The organism is Billgrantia gudaonensis (assembly GCF_900100195.1).
Lineage (GTDB): Bacteria > Pseudomonadota > Gammaproteobacteria > Pseudomonadales > Halomonadaceae > Halomonas > Halomonas gudaonensis.
Genome location: NZ_FNES01000017.1, coordinates 20,864 through 37,841, shown reverse-complemented (window position 1 = coordinate 37,841; position 16,978 = coordinate 20,864). Strand labels below are relative to the sequence as shown.

The following is a 16,978-nucleotide window of genomic DNA, read 5'->3' as shown; positions in this document are numbered from 1 at the left end:
CTCAAACTGCGCCGCTGAGCGGTGCCGGCCGGGCTCTGGGCTTGGCCAGCAGCAGGTGGCAGGTACCGATGGTGCGCTCCAGAAATCCCCCTTCGCAGTAGCAGAGATAGTAGCGCCACAGGCGAATGAAGCGCTCGTCGTAGCCTAACCGCCGAATGCGCTCCAGGTTGGATTCGAAGCGGTGGCGCCATTCGCGCAGGGTGCGGGCATAGTGTGGGCCGACTTCTTCCAGCGACAGCACGTTGAGCGACGTGCGCTTTGCCAGGCCGGCGAGAATGGCATGGTGCGAGGGCAGGAAGCCGCCAGGAAAGACATGGCGCTTGATGAAGTCCATCTCGCGCCGAGCGGCGGCGTAGCGCTGGTCGCGGATGGTAATGGCCTGCAGCATGGCCAGGCCGTCGTCCTTGAGCAGGCGGTCGAGGGTCGCTAGATAGGTCGCTAGGTAGTGGTGGCCCACCGCCTCGATCATTTCCACCGAGATCAATCGGTCGTAGCGACCGGAAAGCTCCCGGTAATCCCGTTTGAGCAGGGTGATGCGCTCGCCCAGACCCTCCTCCTCGATACGACGCGCGGCGAAGGCGTACTGTTCGTCGGAGATCGTCGTCGTGGTGACCCGGCAACCGCGGGTTCTTGCTGCGTGGATGGCCAAGCCGCCCCAGCCGGTGCCGATCTCCAGCAGGTGGTGCTCGGCACGCACGTCGAGCCGGTCGAGGAGCCGGTCCAGCTTGTGGGTGGAGGCCTCTTCCAGGCTGGCCGCGGGGTGGGGAAAGAGCGCGCTGGAGTACATGGCGTGCTCGCGGTCGAGGAAGGTCGCGAACAGGTCGTTGCCGATGTCGTAGTGAGCGGCGATGTTACGCTTGGCGCCGGCCGGCGTGTTGCGTTGCAGCCAGTGGAGAGCCCCCAGCAGCCAGCGCCCCACCCGCGCCGTACCGGTTTCCAGCTCACCATTGACCCGCTCGAGGTTGAGCGCGAACAGGCGAACCAAGGTGACCAGGTCGTCGACTTCCCAGTCGCCGTCGATATAGGCCTCGGCGGCGCCGACGCTGCCGCCCAGAGCCAGCCGCCGCCAGGCCCTGGGTTCGCGTACCACCAGCGTGACGTTCAGTTCGCCGCCTTGGCCCAGGTGATGACAGTCGCTGCCCTCGATCAGCGTGATCCGACCGCCCTCCAGACGATCGAGGGTGGCCAGAAGATGGGGCTTGAGCCAGCGCGACAGGCGCTCACGAGCCGTTGATGGGGAGCGTGAGGTGGCAGTGCGCAGGGTGGTCATCGTGTCGTCTCCTTGGCCGGCGCAGGACCGGGGTGGTCATGAATCGGTACGCCCTTCAGCCATAGGCGCAGCGCCTGCCAGTGGATACCCAGGCGCGTGGCGAAATTCATGGCGGGCTGGCTGGCCAGGGCGGCGAGCAGTGCACGGCGGGTGGCCGGCGCCCCGGTCAGCGTCAGGGTGGCATCGAAATGGCGCTCTCCCGCCTTCCAGTTCTCCATATGCAGCAGCAGGGCTTCTCCTGGCGTGTTGAAACGCCAGCGGTAGGTCATGTCCATGGGGTGGAACGGCGATACGTGCAGCGCCTTGGCAAACTGGGCACCATGGCTGTGCCGTCGCGGATCCACGGCACAGGCGTAGCGGGTACGCTCCCCCCAGGGGGTGTTGGTCACCTCGCCGAGCACGGCACGCAACTGATCGGCTTCGTCGTGCAGGTAGTAGAGCGATAGCGGGTTGAAGCCCGAGCCGAGGGTGCGTAGCTGGGTGAGTAGACACACTCGCCCGGCCGGGGCGCTGCCCAGTTGACGAGCGACCTCGCTGCGCGCCACTTCGGCCAGCGCAGGCCCATGGGGGCTCAGGTAGTCCTCGCGGCGATAGCGTGCCAGGGCGGGGCGTCGCGCGCTGAAGCCGGGTACTCCGTCGAACAGTCCCGGCAGTTCGTCCAGGTCGAGCCACAACATCCACAGCCGATAGTGGAACGCATGATGAAGGGGCACGAAACGGCGATGGCGCAGGGTGCCGCGATAGAGTCGGGAGCGAGGAGACGCCATCACGATGTCGTCTCCAGCGGCATCGCTGGGCGTCGGCCGGGCATGGCGGTGACCGCCAGCGCGTTGGCCACGCGCAGGGCGCTCCACACGCCATCCTCGTGGAAGCCGTTGCGCCAGTAGGCGCCGCAGTAGTGGGTGCGTCGTGCCGTGTCCGAGATTTCTGCATGGCGTGCCTGGGCGGCAAGCCCCGCGCGGCTGAACTGGGGATGGGCATAGGTGTAGCGCCCCAGCACGCGTCGCGGGTCGATGGCTGCGCTGTCGTTGAGGGTGACGCAGAACGTCTCGGGGGCATCGATGCGCTGCAGGATGTTCATGTCGTAGGTCACCGAAACGCGAGCCCCTTCGCCTCGACCGTCCAGGCGGTAGTTCCAGCTCGCCCAGGCGCGCTGTCGGCGCGGCAGCAGGCGAGTATCGGTGTGCAGTACCACCTGGTTGTCGCGATAGGGCAAGGCGCCGAGGATGTCGCGCTCCGCCGGACTGGGATCGTCGAGCAGCGCCAGGGCCTGGTCGGCATGGCAGGCCAGTACCACCTGATCGAAGCGTTCGTTGCCCGAGGCGGTGCGCAGGGATATGCCGTCGGCCAGTCGGCGCAGGCCGAGCACCGGTGTGGCCAGGCGGATGCGCTGCGCGTAGGGCGCCGTCAATGCCGGAACGTAAGCCCGCGAGCCACCCACCAGGGTGTGCCACTGCGGTCGGTTGCTGAGGGACAGCAAGCCGTGGTGATGGAAGAAGCGGACGAAGAACAGGGCTGGCATGGCACGCAGATCGGCCAGGCTGGCCGACCAGATGGCCGCCCCCATGGGAAGCAGGTAGCGACTGGCGAAGTCGTTGCCGTAGCCGCCGGCGATGAGGTATTCGCCAAGGGTCAGGGTATCGGTCAGTTGGCCGTCTTCCAGGTCGCGCACCGCACGGCGGTTGAAGCGCATGATATCGGCCAGCAGGCGGTGGAAACGCGGTCGCAGCAGGTTGCGTCGCTGGGCGAAGAGCGTGCCCAGGGTGTGACCGTTGTATTCGAAGTCGCGGTCGGTCTCGTGTACCGAGAAGCTCATTTCGGTGGGCTGGCTGGCCATGCCGAGTTCGGCGAGCAGCGTGCGGAAATGCGGGTAGGTACGGTCGTTGAAGACGATGAAGCCGGTATCGATGGCGTAGTCACGGCCCCCGACGCTCACATCCACGGTGGCAGTATGGCCGCCCAGACGGTCAGCGGCCTCGAAGAGCGTGACTTCGTGATGGGCGTTGAGATACCAGGCGGCGGCCATGCCGCTGATGCCGCTGCCCACGATGGCAATGCGCTGGGGCGCGCCAGGCAGGGGAACGGGAGCATTCATGAGCGGCTCTCCATGTCGTTGGGGCGGGCCAGCCGCCGGCCGATCCGCAGGCGCAGGCCGGGGGGAAGTATGCCCAGCAGGCGTATCGCCAGCGTGAAACGGCGGGGAAAGTGTATGTCCAGGCGGCGCGCCTCGAGGCCTTCGAGGATTGCCTGGGCGGCGGTTTCGGCATCGATGCGCAGCGGCATGGGGAAATCGTTGCGGTCGGTGAGCGGCGACTTCACGAAGCCGGGATGAATCACGCTGACGTCGATACCCTCGTCGATCAGGTCGATGCGCAGGGCTTCCATGAAGTGGCTGAGTGCCGCCTTGGAGGCGCCATAGGCTTCGGCACGCGGCAGAGGCAGGTAGGCGGCGGCGCTGGACGTCACGGCGATCAGAGGGCGGCCGTTGGCGGCGCGGGCCCGACGAAGCAAAGGCAGGGCCGCATCCAGGCAGTGCAGCGTGCCGTAGAGATTGGCGTCCAGTACCCGCTTCACCAGCGCCATGTCGAAGTGTCGGGCATCCAGGTATTCGCAGGTGCCGGCATTGAGCAGTGCCAGGTCGAGGCCACCGAAGGCGTCGTCGATCCGGTCGGCAGCCCGCGCCACTGCCTGCGGGTCCGTGGTGTCGAGCGGCACGACCAGGGCGTTGTCACGCACTTCTGCAAGCGCGGTGAGAGCGCTTACGCTCCGGGCGCTCAGTGCCACCCTGTGCCCCTGGTCGAGCAGTTTTCGGGCCACGGCCAAACCGATGCCGGAGGAGGCGCCGGTCAGCCAGATACGGCGTGAGCCGCTGAGAGCCGTCATGCCTGTCCCTCTCCTGCCGCCTGGCGCCGACTCGAGGTCGTCAGTCGCCGACGCGGCGCTTGATCCAGCGAATCGTGGGCCCGAGCATCGGCAGTCGCTCGTAGAGCATCGCGCCCACGTCGAAGTAGTCGTGGTGGCGGCAGACCCGCTGCGTGTCGTCGGCAGCGAAGGTCAGGCGCGAGCAGCCGGATACCGAGAACGGCTGACCGCCCGCCAGTCGTGGATGTTCGAGGTGCATCGTCCAGGTGACGCAGGCCTCTCGACCCTGGTGCAGCCTGTCGTGAAACGCGAAACGGCAGGTTTTCACGTTGGCGTACAGGGTGTCGAAGTAGCGCTGCAACGCGGCACGTCCCTCGATATGGTGGAGGGGATCACTGAACACCACGTCCTCAGTATAGATCTTGTAGAGATTATTTGTATAGGTCTTGTCGAGTTTATTGAAGAAGGCACAGAAGGCCTCCAGCGCAGGGTCGGTGGACATGCAGAGTCCTCCAGGCTGGGAAGGGAGAGGGGATCAGTCGTTTTTCAGTGACTTGAAGGTATCCAGGGCGCGCTGCCGAGCGACCCTGTGGTCGACGATGGGTTGTGGGTAGTTCAGCCGGTGCCGGATATCGCTAGGCGGGTCATGGCGATGGCGAGCGGGAAGCTTGGACAGTTCCGGTACGAATTCGGCAATGAAGGTGCCTTCCGGGTCGAAACGCCGGGCCTGGGTCATGGGGTTGAAAATGCGAAAATAGGGAACCGCATCGGTACCGGTAGAGGCCGCCCACTGCCAGCCGCCGTTGTTGGCGCAGAACTCGCCGTCCACCAGGTGCCGGAGGAAGAACGCCTCGCCGCGGCGCCAGTCGATCAGCAAATGCTTGGCCAGGAACATGGCGCTGACCATGCGCAGGCGGTTGTGCATCCAGCCGGTCTGCACCAGCTGGCGCATGGCGGCATCGACGATGGGGTAGCCGGTGCGCCCTTCGCACCAGGCCGTGAAGCCGGCCTCGTCGTCGCGCCAGGGTAGCGCTTCGCTCCAGGCCTGGAAGGGGCGGTGGCGGCAGACGCGTGGAAAGCCGACTGCCACGTGCTGGTAGAACTCGCGCCAGATCAGTTCGTTGACCCAGCTCGTCAGGCCATGTTCGCCGTCTGCCAGTCGGCCGTCGTTCTCGCCGAGCACGGCCTGCAGGCACTGGCGATGAGAGAGCATGCCGAGCGCCAGATAGGGCGAGAGCTCGCTGGTACCGCGAATGCCGGGGAAGTCGCGCTGCGCTGCATAGTGGCGAGCGCGAAAGCGCAGGAAGCGCTCCAGGCGGTCGCTGGCCGCTTCTTCTCCAGCCGGCCACCAGTGCGCCCCCACGGGAGGGTCCTGCAGTGCCGGAAGCTCGGGTAGCCGGTCCGGCTCGAGAGCCAACGGGGGTTGAGGCGCGGGAACGTCGTGCAGTGCCAGGCGCTGTAACGTCAACTGGCGGTGCCAGGCCTTGGCGAAGGGGGTGAAGACACCATAGTAGTCCCCCTTGCCGGTGAGCAGTTCGCCCGGTGCGAAGGCCACGGCGTCATGGTGGCCACGGGCGGTCAGGCCGGCCTGGGTGAAGGCATCGATCACTGCGGCATCACGCCGCTGCTCGTCGAGCGGGTATTCGTGATTGAAGTGCAGTGCCGTGGCGCCGTGCTCTCGTGCCAGGGTCAGCAAGGCGGCGGGGGCGTCCTGGAAATCGTCGATATCGCGGTGAAGCAGAGGGATGTTGAGGCCGGCGAGCGCCTCGCTCAGCGCTTTCACCCCACGTTGCCAGAAGTCGAGTTTGTTGGCGCCGTGACCGTGACGATGCCAGTGCGCCACGCTACGTACGAAGACGGCGATCACTGGCCCTTGCCGGGCGGCGGCCGCCAGGGCGGTGTTGTCGTGAATGCGCAGGTCGCTGCGAAACCACATCAGCACGGGCGACATGGCAGGAGTCTCCGGTAGCGGTGGGGCTCAGCCGTCGCGCAGCAGCGGGCGCAGACGTGCTACGGCCTGGGGAAGATCGTCGCCCAGCAGCGTCACGGGGCCGTCGGTGAGTTCCGCCGCACGAATGCGCGCTACCGGGCCGCATAGCGCCAGGGGTACATCGAGCTGCTCGGCGAGCCTGGGAAGCTGGCGACGGACCAGTTCGGCGCGTTCGGCGCGACCGCTGGCCAGCAGCAGGGCATTGGCCTTGAAGCGCTCCACGGCCAGGGGCAATTCGGTCGTGGGTAGCGATGCGTCGAGCAACTGGACGCGGTAGCCGGCATCGCTGGCGGCCAGGGCAGCCAGCAGCAACCACAACGGGCCGGGATCGTCGGGTAGAGGCATGACCAGTAGGGTGGGGCCCAGTGAAATCTGGTTGGCGTGATACAGGCGCGTACCGATGCGCGTGCGCAGGAAGGTTTCCAGGCACAGCCGCTGCAGGCGAGCCCCCAGCTGATCGTCCCAGTGTTCTTCCAGGTGGTGCACCGTGGGTTGCCAGAGTTCGGCCAGACAGGTGACCACCGGATAGAGAGCCAGGCTCTGATTGAACAGGGTTTCCATACGCGCCAGGTCGAGAGCTTCGACGGCGGAGATCAGCTGGCGACGTTGGCTGGGCCAGTCGTCCGAAGCGGGCTCGGGCGCACTGGTGGTTTCCGGCTGGTCGAGCAGATCCTTGACTTGGCTGACGGGGACGCCACGGCCCAACCACTGCAGGATGCGCTCGACCCTTTCGATGTCCTCGCGGGCATAGAGGCGATGTCCCTTGGGGGTGCGCTGGGGACGGATCAGGCCGTAGCGTCGCTCCCAGGCACGCAGAGTGACCGAATTGACGCCCGTGAGACGGGACACTTCGCGAATGGGGTAGAGCGGTGTGTCGGTCGGATGGGGGTCGGTCATGACGGAGGTTGCCTCTTGCTTGCGCGAATTCGGCCCGGTGGAGCGCGCGGGGCTCTATGTCGCCTAATATTGTACACCAAGCGCGCCATGTACAACCGTTGCGATTTGATCGTCGCGGTTTTCATGTCGTATTCCGCGATGACGGCGGGCAATGCCCCCGTGAAGGCGGAGAGTGCGCCTCCGGTTCATGGCTGGGAGCCAGTCAGGGATTGGCCGAGATGGTGCCCCGAGAGCCAGGCATCCTCCACTCGGGGGCCACGCCAGCCATCGCCGCACAGAGCCAGTCCGCTGGCGGTCGTTCGGTAGTCATGAGAGCGGGTGTCGCCGTGCGATGCCGGATGCGCGTAGCGCCAGCGATGCGCGCCCGTGGCCACGGGCAGCGGCAGGTGGGTGCCATCGGGCAGGGCAGCGAAGAAGGCGGCCAGAAGCTGTTCGGCGACCCAGTCGGCAGACGCATCGTACTGGGCTTCGCTCCAGTCGGTACGGGCCAGCAGGGTAAGGCTTTCGCCCTGCCGCTCGCGGCCAGGCTTGTGGTCGTTGCGGGCTACGAAGCGTAACGGGCCGTCGTTCAACGTTGCCGCCTGCCACCCCGGCGCCACACCGGGCATTGCCGGCAGTGGCGCATCGAAACGTACCCAGGCGGCCCAGCAGGGGTGCTGGGCAAGTGGACGGCAGGCCGAGGCCAGGGTGGTGTCGTGTGGCTCCACCAGGGCTTGTGCCTGTGGAGCCGGGATGCTGATCACTACCCGGTCGAAGGGGCCGTGTTCCATCCCCTCGGGATCGCTCAGCCACCAGCCATCGGCCTCTTCGGCAAGGCGAGAGATGCGGGTCTCGGTCACCAGAGACAAACCCCGTGCCAGGTGGCGGGTGACTGCACTCATGCGCGGCATGCCGACGTAGCGCTGGGCTTGGTCGCTGTGTGCCTGCCAGGCATTGCCGACGACCCGGTAGTGGCTGGTTGGCCAAGTGGCCACCACGCCAGCGGCCACCCACTGCTCGACTTCGCCTTGGAAGGCTTCATCCCTTACGCTGAAGTACTGTGCACCGAGGTCCACCGTGGCCGTGCCGAGGTGCCGGCTCGCCATGCGTCCTCCGGGTCCGCGGGCTTTTTCGAACAGCGTGACCGGATGACCGGCGTCTTGGAGCGCACGGGCGCAGGCCAGTCCGGCAATGCCGGCGCCGATGATGGCGGTGTTGGGGCGGTCGATCGTGGTCATTACGGTCTCGCACCGGGTAGAGTTTCTACTAGACTAACAGATATGTACAATATGTGTACAACATCTGTCTCACGGGAGGAAATCGCTATGCGCGTGTTGATCACGGGAGGCAGTGGCTTCGTCGGCCAGCGGCTGTGTCAGCGACTGTCGGAGGCTGGGCATGAGCTGCTGGTGGTATCCCGCGACCCCGAAGCGGTGCGTTCGCGTCTGCCGACGGGTACCGACATCCGCCATTCGGTGCTCGATTTCGTCGAATCGCCACCGCAGGCCATCGTCAACCTGGCCGGTGAGTCCATCGCCGCCAAGCGCTGGAGCGACGAGCAGAAAACGCGGCTGATCGACTCGCGGGTCAATGTCACTCGCGATCTGGTGATTCTCTGCGAGCAGCTGTCACAGCGCGGCGACCCCGTGCCGCAGGTAATGGTGTCGGGCTCGGCCATGGGCTACTACGGTGACCAGGGCGATCGCGAAGTGAGCGAGGAGACGCCGCCGCATGACGAGTTCGCGCATCGGCTGTGCAAGCGCTGGGAGGATGCCGCCAGGGAGGCGGAAGAGTTCGGCACGCGCGTGGCATTGCTGCGCATCGGCCTGGTACTGGACGCCGGCGGCGGCAGCCTGCAGAAGATGCTGCCGCCCTTCAAGCTGGGGATGGGCGGGCGTTTCGGCAGTGGCCGGCAGTACATGCCGTGGATTCATCGCGAGGATCTGGTGCGGGCGATTCTCTTCTTGCTGGACCGTGACGACCTGAAAGGACCGTTCAACGGCAGTGCTCCGCATCCGGTCACCAACGCCGAGTTCGCCCGCACCCTGGCCGGGCAACTGGGGCGCCCGGCGTTTCTCCCGGTGCCGGCCATCGTGCTGGAGACCGCCCTCGGCGAGATGTCGCGGCTGCTGCTCACCGGCGCCGACATGCGCCCCAAGCGGCTGCTCGAGGCGGGCTTCACGTTCCGCTTCGAGACGCTGGAGGCCGCCCTGGCGGATATTCTGGGCTAAATGCCTTCAGTGCGTTTCCTCGCCGACGGTGACGATCACCCGTACCGCATCCAGCCGCAGGCGGGTGCCTTCGATCGCCGCGTCAAGGGCGGCACGTTCGTCGCGCAGCGCCGTCAGCTCGTCGTCGCGTACTGCGGGGTTGCGTCGTGCCAGTGCCATCAGGCGTGCCAGCTCGCCGTCGAGTTCCTCGCGCATGCGGAACTGAGCGGCCTCGACGATGCTCGGCAGCTCGCGTTCCGCTTCGCCTTCGCCGCGATCGAGCAGCTCGCGCAGCACCGTCAGGCGACTGCGGATCAGGTCGCGTGCCATGGCCTTCTTCACTTTCTGCACGTTCCTGGACAGCCCCGTGAAGGAGATCTTGTCGGTGAGGTTGACGCCGGACTCGTCGAGCAGCACGCGTACGGCGGTAGGCGGCAGAAACCGGTTGAGATGCAGCTTCTTCGGCGCCGGGCAGTGAGTGCGATAGATCAGCTCCGCCATGACGCGGCCGGCGGGTAGCGTCGGGTGCTCGAGCAGAGCCAGGGCGGTGTTGCCCATGGTGCCGTCGAGGATGCGTCCCATCATTTCGCGCAGCAGCGGATGCTCCCAGGAGAGCCGCTGGACGTCGTCCCGGGCCAGGGCTCGCGAGCGCGAGAAGGTGGCTGAGAAGCCCTCCTCGCCCTTGGCCAGACCGGGCAGTCCGTCGAGCATCTGCGGGCCTGCCACCAGATGCTGGATGTCGCCGCCGAGCTCCTGGCTGTCGACGCCGAAGATGTCCAGTGCCAGGTCCAGGTAGCGGGGCAGGGCGCGGTCCTCGTCCAGCTCAAGGATGTTCTTGGCCACCGCTTCGGCGCGCTCGGAACGGCAGGCGCCCCACTCCAGCAGGCGGTTGCGCCCGGCATCGCGCTCGGCCAGGCGGCTCTCGAACAGTGCCCGGGTCTCGGCGATCACTTCTTCCAGGGCCTCGTCGTCGAGCAGGGCGTCCGCCAGGGCGTCACCGAAGGCGTCGAAGATCTCGCTGCCGATGCCGTGGGGCGTGCTGAAGGCGTCCATGCCGTCGCGGTACCAGCGCAGCAGCTTTTCGCCAGGGCTGGCCTCGAACACCGGGACGTGCAGCTCGATGGCGTGGCGCTGGCCGATGCGGTCCAAGCGGCCGATGCGCTGTTCCAACTGGTCGGGGTGCAGCGGCAGGTCGAACATCACCAGGTGGCGACAGAACTGGAAGTTGCGACCCTCGGAGCCGATCTCCGAGCATACCAGCACCTGGCAACCCTCTTCCTCGTCGGCGAAGGCTGCTGCGGCGCGGTCGCGCTCGACCAGGGAGAGCCCTTCGTGGAACAGCGGGGCGTGGTAGCCACCCAGTACGCGCAGCGCCTCGGCCAGGCCCTCGGCGGTCTCGCGGTCGTGGGCGATCACCAGCACCTTGTCGCCGGCGAGCCCGTCTTCGCCGTCATCGGCCAGGCGCTCCAGCAGCCAGGGTACCCGCGGGTCGATCTGCCACCAGGGTTCCTCATTCAGTGGGTCGTCGGTCAGCGCTCGGTACATGGCGTCCGGGTAGATCAGCACATCGGGATGGTCGAGGCCGGTCTCGATCAGCAGCTCGTCCAGGTAGTCCTCGTCGCGGGCCAGCTTGCGCAGCACCCGGCGATAGGCGGCGGGCGGTGCCAGCGGTGCAACGTGCAGATGTCGTTCGGGAAATCCGCCCACGTGACGGCGGCTGTTGCGGAACATCACCCGGCCAGTGCCGTGGCGGTCGAGCAACTGATCGCGCAGCTGATCGCGCGCGGCATCGCGCTGTTCCGCGTCGGCCTCGGGGTTGGCCAGAGTGGCGAGCAGCGCCAGGCTGTCGGGCTCGTCGATCACCGCGGCGATGCGCTCGCGATCCGCTTCGGCGCCGGGCAGACGCTGCAGAGCGTCGATGGCTTCGGCGACCTCTACGTAGTGGGCTTCCTCCGCACGGAAAGCGGCCAGGCTGTGGTAGCGATCCGGGTCGAGCAGGCGCAGGCGTGCGAAATGGCTCTCGACGCCCATCTGTTCGGGAGTGGCGGTGAGCAGCAGCACGCCCTCGCTTCCTGCGGCCAGGCGCTCCACACAGGCGTAGCCGGGGCCGATCTGCGCCTCGCTCCAGTCGAGATGGTGGGCTTCGTCGACGATCAGCAGATCCCAATCGCAGGCCTCGGCCTGGGTCTGGCGGTGAGGATTGGAGAACAGCCAGTCCTGGCTGGCCAGAATGAGCTGACCCGCTTCGAAGGGGTTGGCGTCGCCGTGTGCCTGGCTCTGTTGCTCGTCGAGCAAGCTCACCTCCAGGGCGAAACGACGCAGTAGTTCCACCAGCCACTGATGGGTGAGGCTGGCCGGCACCAGGATCAGCGCCCGTTCGGCGCGGCCGGTGAGCAGCAGACGGTGCAGGATCAGTCCTGCCTCGATGGTCTTGCCCAGTCCTACCTCGTCGGCCAGCAGCACTCGTGGCGCGTGGCGCCGCGAGACCTCGTCGGCGATGTAGAGCTGGTGGGGGATCAGGTCGATGCGCGGGCCGGCCAGGCCAAGCGCCGGGTTCTGCTCCACGCGGTGGTGGTGGTGCAGCGTGCGGAAGCGTAGGTCGAACCAGTCGTTACGATCGACCTGGCCGGTGAGCAGGCGGTCGCGCGCCTGGTCGAACTGCATGGTGTCGGCCAGGCGCGCTTCGGGCAGCTCGGCGAGTTCGCCCTGCTCGTCCTCGCCGATGTAGACGATCAGGCCGTCGATTTCCTTGGTGTCGTCGACGGTGAGCGTCCAGCCCTCGGCAGCGCGGATGCGGTCGCCGCTGCCGAAGACTACCCGCGTCAGCGGTGCCTGGCGGCTGCTGTAGGTTCGGGTTTCCTGGCTGGCACCGAACAGGACGGTGACGCTGCGAGAATCGCTGTTCAGGATGGTGCCCAGGCCGAGTTCGGCCTCGCCGTCGCTGATCCAGCGCTGGCCGGGGGAATAGTCGCTCATGCTGCCTCGAAGGATACGGATGTCACGGTGCGCGAACCGCCATCGCGGGGCTGGCGGCCATGGGGCGGAGGATTCTACCTGAAAGCCCCGCACGGCTTAAGGGGATGTCAGTCGTGATCGAGCCAGGCATCGAGCTGAGCGCGAGTCAGTTCGCCAACGTGGCGCTCGGCCACACGACCCTCGGCATCGAAGAACAGGGTAGTGGGTAGCCCCGGCGATTCGCTGAGCACCATCAGCTCCTGGTTGGGGTCGAGCAGCGGGTAGCGGAAGTCCAGCGCTTGTTCGTCCAGGTAGCGGGCCACCTGGAGCAGCTCCTCGCCCTGGTTGGCCACCACCACGGTGACGTCGTCGCGTCGGTCGGCTTCGGCGAGCAGGGGCAGTTCGCGCAGGCAGGGCGGGCACCAGGTGGCCCAGAGGTTGAGCACCACGGGCTCGCCGGCCAGCGAACTCAGTTCGACCGCTTCTCCCTCGAGGTTCTCCAGGGTGAGGTCGGGCAGTTCGCGCAGGCTGGCGTCGCTGCCCAGCGGAGCCAGAGTGACGAGCACCAGCCACAGCACCGAGGCGCCCAGCGTCAGCGCCATGGCGCCGATCAGGCGCAGCAGGTGGTCGCGCAGGGCCCAGCCGGTCCAGACGAGGGCCGCGAGCAGTCCCCACAGGCCGTGGTAGCCGGGCTGCCACAGCTTGAGGACATCCAGCGGTGCGGCAGCGTAGGCATCCAGGTTGAGCGCCACGTGGCCCAGCCGCGCTCCCACCAGCCAGGTCAGGAGCAGGCCGTTGAACCAGCGTGCCCGTGCACCCGGCGAGAGGCCCAGCAGCAGCCAGGCAGCAGCTAGCAGCAGCGCAGCGCAGGCCAGCGCATACAGGCGCGGCACGGAAATCAGTACGGGGCCAAGAGCGAACGCATCCATGGGTGGGGCTCCGTCATGGGTCGGCGCGGGCGGCGGGACCGGGTAGAATCACGGACTTGCGTCACGACGTCTGGCCAAGCCTACTGTTCGTGGCGGGGCATGTCACCTGGCAGGAGCCTTCATGGCCAAGCAAGCTTTCGATACTCTGCGTGCCCTGGCGATTGCCAGTCAGGCCTGCGGTTTCATCCTGATCATCACCCTGGAGACGCTGATGGGCGATGCCGCTCGGCCCTGGCAGGGCTGGACGCTGGCCGCCATGCTGCTGTGTGCGCTGAGCATCGCTCTGGTACGCCTGTATCGGCGCAACCGGGCGCGCAAATCGCGGGATCGTCGCCTGGCTGCCCTGGACGACGACGAGGCGTCTTGAGTCGCGCGCGTTGCGCCAGCGATATCGGCATACAGGAGAGAGGCGATGGACGAACCGCCACAGGAGCAGGCCGAGGCGGCACGCACGGCGCGACGTCAGCGCGCCTGGCTGGCGATCGGGTTGTTGGGCGGCCCGCTGATGGCTTTGGCGCTGGTCGGCCTGCCGGCACCGGAGGGGGTGCCCGCGACGGCTTGGCAGGTGGTCGCACTGACCGCCTGGATGGCGGTCTGGTGGGTGGCCGAGCCGGTGCCCATCGCGGTCACCGCGCTGCTTCCCGTGGCGCTGCTGCCACTGCTGGGTGTGGCGCCCATTGCCGAGGTGGCGGCGCCCTATGCCAATCCGCTGCTGTTTCTGTTCCTGGGCGGTTTTCTGCTGGCCGAGGCCATCCAGCGCTGGAGCCTGCATCGACGCATCGCCATGCTGGTGCTGCGTTTGGCCGGACATCGTCCCCATCAGCTGGTGGGCGGGTTCATGCTGGCCACCGCCGGCCTCAGCATGTGGGTGAGCAACACTGCCACGGCCGCCTTGATGGTGCCCATCGGTCTTTCAGTGCTGGGGCTGCTGGAGCGACAGGGCGGTGTGGGGGCGAGCCGGCACATGGCGTTGACGCTGCTGCTGGGGATCGCTCTGGCGGCCAATATCGGTGGTATGGGCACGCTGATCGGCACGCCTCCCAATGCCCTTCTGGCCGGTTTCATGGCCGAGAGCTACGGCATCGAGATCGGCTTCGCCCAGTGGATGTTGTTCGCGGTGCCGCCCGCACTGGTACTGCTCGTGCTGGCCTGGTGGTTGCTCACCCGTCTCGTCTACCCGCTACCGCGCGAGCCTCTGCCCGGCGTGGCGGCGCTGATCGAGGAGCAGGCTGCCGACCTGGGACGCATGCATGGCCCCGAACGTCGGGTGGCCGCGATCTTCGTTCTGGTGGCCTTGGCCTGGGTCACCCGCCCCCTGTTGCAGGTGTGGCTGCCCGGCATCGAGCTCAGCGATGCGGGGATCGCCATGATCGCCGCGGTGCTGCTGTTTGCGGTGCCGGCCCGATGGCGCGAGCGTCAGTTCCTGCTCGACTGGGAAAGCGCTCGCCACCTGCCCTGGGGGGTTCTGGTACTGGTGGGCGGAGGGCTCAGCCTGGGCAGTGCCATCGAGTCGAGCGGCCTGGCCGCCGCGGTGGCCGAAGGGCTCGCCACCTTCGGCAGTTGGCCGACGTGGAGCCTGGTCGCTCTGGTGGCGACGGTCGTGATGCTGATGAGCCACGTGACCAGCAACACCGCCACGGCGGCTGCCATTCTGCCACTGACGGCTTCGCTGACGGTGAGCCTGGAGGCGAGCCCCTTGCTGCTCGCGGTGCCGGTCGCCATGGCAGCCAGTTGTGCCTTCATGCTGCCGGTGGCTACTCCGCCCAACGCCGTGGTGTTCGCCAGTGGCAAGCTTCGCGTGATCGATATGGTGCGGGCCGGGGCGTTGGTGAGCTTGGTGGGCGTCCTCCTGATCACCCTGGTGGTGTTCGCGCTGGTGATGCCGGTGCTGGGCTTTGGCTGGGCCGCGTCGTGATGCCATGGTGAGTCTGCCCCGTTGCGTCTAATCTGGAGAGAAGCAGCCTGGGTTACGCATCTTCATGATCATGCACGGAAGGGCAGGATTGCCGATGACACATGCCATACTGGTTCCCCTCGATGGGTCAGCGCATGCCGAGAAGGCCCTGGCGGTGGCCGCGCAGCTGGCGCGCAGCGCTTCGGCCACCCTTCATCTGCTGCATGTCAGCGAATACCCCGATGACATCGGCATTCTAGCCGGTGCCCCGGGGGTGCCCTTCACGGAAGAGCGCCGAGCGCAGTTGGCCGAGCGCATGCGCCGTGACGCCGAAGGGGTCCTTGCCCATGCGCGTGGGTCGGTGAGCCTCGATGGGGTCGTCGTCGAGGAACACGTTCGTGAGGGCAGGCCCAACGAGGTCATACTCGCCGAAGCCGAGGCCCTCGGTGTCGACACCATCGTCATGGGCAGCCGTGGCATGAGTAACCTGCAGGGCATGCTGCTGGGCAGCGTCTCGCACAAGGTGTCGCATGCGGCCCCCTGTACGGTGATCACGGTGACCTGATGGCGCTGGGTCAGTCCTGCTGGCCGGTGGCGACCGCGGCCGTATTGCGGCCGCTGCGCTTGGCGCGGTAGAGGGCGTCGTCGGCCCTGGCGAGCAGGCTGTCCAGGTCGTCGCCGGGCCGATACTCGGTGATGCCCAGGCTGATGGTGATGGCCAGCCCCTCGAAGCGTGACATGGCGACCTGCTCGCGAAGCCTTTCGGCGAAGGTGGTGGCTCCCTTGAGCGGCGTGTCGAGCAGCAGGATGGCGAACTCCTCGCCGCCCCAGCGGGCGAGCAGGTCGGTACTGCGCAGCCCTTCGCCGGCGCGAGTCGCCAGGCGCTTGAGGATGGCGTCGCCAGCGTCGTGTCCGTAGCTGTCGTTGACCGCCTTGAAGTGGTCGATGTCGAACAGCAGCAGCGAGAAGCCGTCGCCGCTGTGTTCCGCCTGACGGATCGCCTGGCGAATGGCCCGATCGAAGGCACGGCGATTGTGGGCGCCGGTGAGGTGATCGCGAGTGGCCTGGCGCTCCAGCTCGATCTCCATCTGCTTGCGCTCGGCGATGCTGTGAAACACGGCGATGAAGTGGCGAATGTCGCCAGCTTCATCGCGTACCGCGGTGATGGACTGCCACAGAGGATAGATGTCGCCGTACTTATTGCGGTTCCAGATTTCGCCCTGCCAGTGCCCGGTCTCCAGCACCGCATCCCACAGCCGGGCGTAGAAAGCCTGGTCGTGCACGCCCGATTTGAATAGCCGCGGCGTTTGGCCGATCACTTCCTCGGCGCGGTAGCCGGTGATGTCGGTGAAGGCCTGGTTGACCTTTTCGATGCACATGTCCGGATCGGTGATCAGTGTCGCCTGCCCCGTCTCGAACACGCTGGCCATGACCTTGAGCTCGTCTTCCTGGCGCTTGCGCTCGGTGATGTCTTCCTTCACGGCTACGAAGTTGACCACTCGCCCCCGGTCGTCGCGTACGGGGGTGATGACTTCCGACTCCCAGTACAGCTCACCGTTCTTCTTGCGGTTCTGCAGTTCGCCCTTCCACACCCGACCACTACGCAGGGTCTGCCACATGTCGCGGTAGACGTCCTCTGGCGTCATGCCCGACTGGATCATGGCCGGTGTCTTGCCGAGCAGCTCTTCGCGGCTGAAGCCGGTGACGTCGAGGAAGCGCTGGTTCACGTACTCGATGCGGCCTTCGGTGTCGGTGATGGCGGTGGCCGCCGGACTCTGCTCCACGGCGATATAGAGTTGATAGAACTTCTCGCGCAGGGTGTCGAGATCGGCATTGGCATGGATGTCGCGGAATGCCCGAGGGGGGCGGAAGTCGTTGCCGGGAGCGGTGTCGAGCCCGTTGGACGCCACGAGCACTCTCCTTGTCCTGAAGCAAGCCGGTCAGGCAAGTAGCTTGAGCGAAGGGGGATGATGAAAGGTGATACGCCCTAGA

General features: G+C 66.8%; 15 protein-coding genes. 4 read left to right on the top strand and 11 right to left on the bottom strand.

The annotated features are described in order from the left end of the window. Position 1: 1 nt before the first annotated feature. The 8 genes from BLP96_RS16790 to BLP96_RS16755 all read right to left on the bottom strand — a co-directional run bounded on the left by BLP96_RS16790 (position 2) and on the right by BLP96_RS16755 (position 8,236). Positions 2 to 1,270: an SAM-dependent methyltransferase gene (locus BLP96_RS16790; protein ID WP_089688485.1), complete on the bottom strand. Its 1,269-nt coding sequence runs from the start codon at positions 1,268 to 1,270 to the stop codon at positions 2 to 4. Continuing rightward, positions 1,267 to 2,040: a DUF1365 domain-containing protein gene (locus BLP96_RS16785; RefSeq protein WP_218118627.1), complete on the bottom strand. Its 774-nt coding sequence runs from the start codon at positions 2,038 to 2,040 to the stop codon at positions 1,267 to 1,269. Before BLP96_RS16785 ends, BLP96_RS16790 begins: the two co-directional genes overlap by 4 nt. Next, on the bottom strand, positions 2,037 to 3,365 hold the full coding sequence (locus BLP96_RS16780; RefSeq protein WP_089688481.1) for an NAD(P)/FAD-dependent oxidoreductase: 1,329 nt from the start codon (positions 3,363 to 3,365) through the stop codon (positions 2,037 to 2,039). Before BLP96_RS16780 ends, BLP96_RS16785 begins: the two co-directional genes overlap by 4 nt. Then, the gene (locus tag BLP96_RS16775) at positions 3,362 to 4,153 is read right to left on the bottom strand and encodes an SDR family NAD(P)-dependent oxidoreductase (protein ID WP_089688479.1); all 792 of its coding nucleotides are present in this window, start codon (positions 4,151 to 4,153) and stop codon (positions 3,362 to 3,364) included. Before BLP96_RS16775 ends, BLP96_RS16780 begins: the two co-directional genes overlap by 4 nt. A 40-nt stretch (positions 4,154 to 4,193) precedes the next feature. Next, positions 4,194 to 4,634 (bottom strand): nuclear transport factor 2 family protein, encoded by a 441-nt coding sequence (locus tag BLP96_RS16770; protein WP_089688477.1) that lies wholly within the window; start codon positions 4,632 to 4,634, stop codon positions 4,194 to 4,196. Between the two features lie 33 nt (positions 4,635 to 4,667). Next, positions 4,668 to 6,083 carry a deoxyribodipyrimidine photo-lyase gene (gene phrB, locus BLP96_RS16765; RefSeq protein WP_089688475.1) on the bottom strand — a complete coding sequence of 472 codons (1,416 nt, stop codon included), beginning with the start codon at positions 6,081 to 6,083 and terminating at the stop codon, positions 4,668 to 4,670. 27 nt (positions 6,084 to 6,110) lie between these two features. Continuing rightward, on the bottom strand, positions 6,111 to 7,019 hold the full coding sequence (locus tag BLP96_RS16760; protein ID WP_089688474.1) for a MerR family transcriptional regulator: 909 nt from the start codon (positions 7,017 to 7,019) through the stop codon (positions 6,111 to 6,113). A 185-nt stretch (positions 7,020 to 7,204) separates the two neighbouring features. Then, complete coding sequence (locus BLP96_RS16755; protein ID WP_089688472.1) at positions 7,205 to 8,236, bottom strand: NAD(P)/FAD-dependent oxidoreductase; 1,032 nt, start codon at positions 8,234 to 8,236, stop codon at positions 7,205 to 7,207. 87 nt (positions 8,237 to 8,323) lie between these two features. Here BLP96_RS16755 and BLP96_RS16750 point away from each other — a divergent pair, with 87 nt between their 5' ends. Beyond that, positions 8,324 to 9,229 carry a TIGR01777 family oxidoreductase gene (locus BLP96_RS16750; RefSeq protein WP_089688469.1) on the top strand — a complete coding sequence of 302 codons (906 nt, stop codon included), beginning with the start codon at positions 8,324 to 8,326 and terminating at the stop codon, positions 9,227 to 9,229. A gap of 6 nt (positions 9,230 to 9,235) precedes the next feature. Here the strand turns inward: BLP96_RS16750 and rapA are convergent, their stop codons facing one another. After that, positions 9,236 to 12,184, bottom strand: a complete 2,949-nt coding sequence (gene rapA / locus BLP96_RS16745; protein ID WP_089688466.1) for an RNA polymerase-associated protein RapA — start codon at positions 12,182 to 12,184, stop codon at positions 9,236 to 9,238. 107 nt (positions 12,185 to 12,291) lie between these two features. Next, the gene (locus BLP96_RS16740; RefSeq protein WP_089688463.1) at positions 12,292 to 13,092 is read right to left on the bottom strand and encodes a TlpA disulfide reductase family protein; all 801 of its coding nucleotides are present in this window, start codon (positions 13,090 to 13,092) and stop codon (positions 12,292 to 12,294) included. 121 nt (positions 13,093 to 13,213) lie between these two features. Between BLP96_RS16740 and BLP96_RS16735 the strand changes: the two genes are divergently transcribed. The 3 genes from BLP96_RS16735 to BLP96_RS16725 all read left to right on the top strand — a co-directional run bounded on the left by BLP96_RS16735 (position 13,214) and on the right by BLP96_RS16725 (position 15,551). Continuing rightward, a complete protein-coding gene (locus BLP96_RS16735) occupies positions 13,214 to 13,459 on the top strand; it encodes a hypothetical protein (RefSeq protein ID WP_089688461.1) in 246 nt (81 codons plus the stop codon). Positions 13,460 to 13,504: 45 nt separating this feature from the next. Further along, on the top strand, positions 13,505 to 15,007 hold the full coding sequence (locus BLP96_RS16730; protein ID WP_089688458.1) for an SLC13 family permease: 1,503 nt from the start codon (positions 13,505 to 13,507) through the stop codon (positions 15,005 to 15,007). A gap of 94 nt (positions 15,008 to 15,101) precedes the next feature. Next, a complete protein-coding gene (locus tag BLP96_RS16725; RefSeq protein ID WP_089688456.1) occupies positions 15,102 to 15,551 on the top strand; it encodes a universal stress protein in 450 nt (149 codons plus the stop codon). A 10-nt stretch (positions 15,552 to 15,561) separates the two neighbouring features. On the opposite strand, the gene BLP96_RS16720 is transcribed toward BLP96_RS16725, so the two are convergent. Continuing rightward, the gene (locus BLP96_RS16720; RefSeq protein WP_089688454.1) at positions 15,562 to 16,896 is read right to left on the bottom strand and encodes a sensor domain-containing diguanylate cyclase; all 1,335 of its coding nucleotides are present in this window, start codon (positions 16,894 to 16,896) and stop codon (positions 15,562 to 15,564) included. Positions 16,897 to 16,978: the final 82 nt, after the last annotated feature.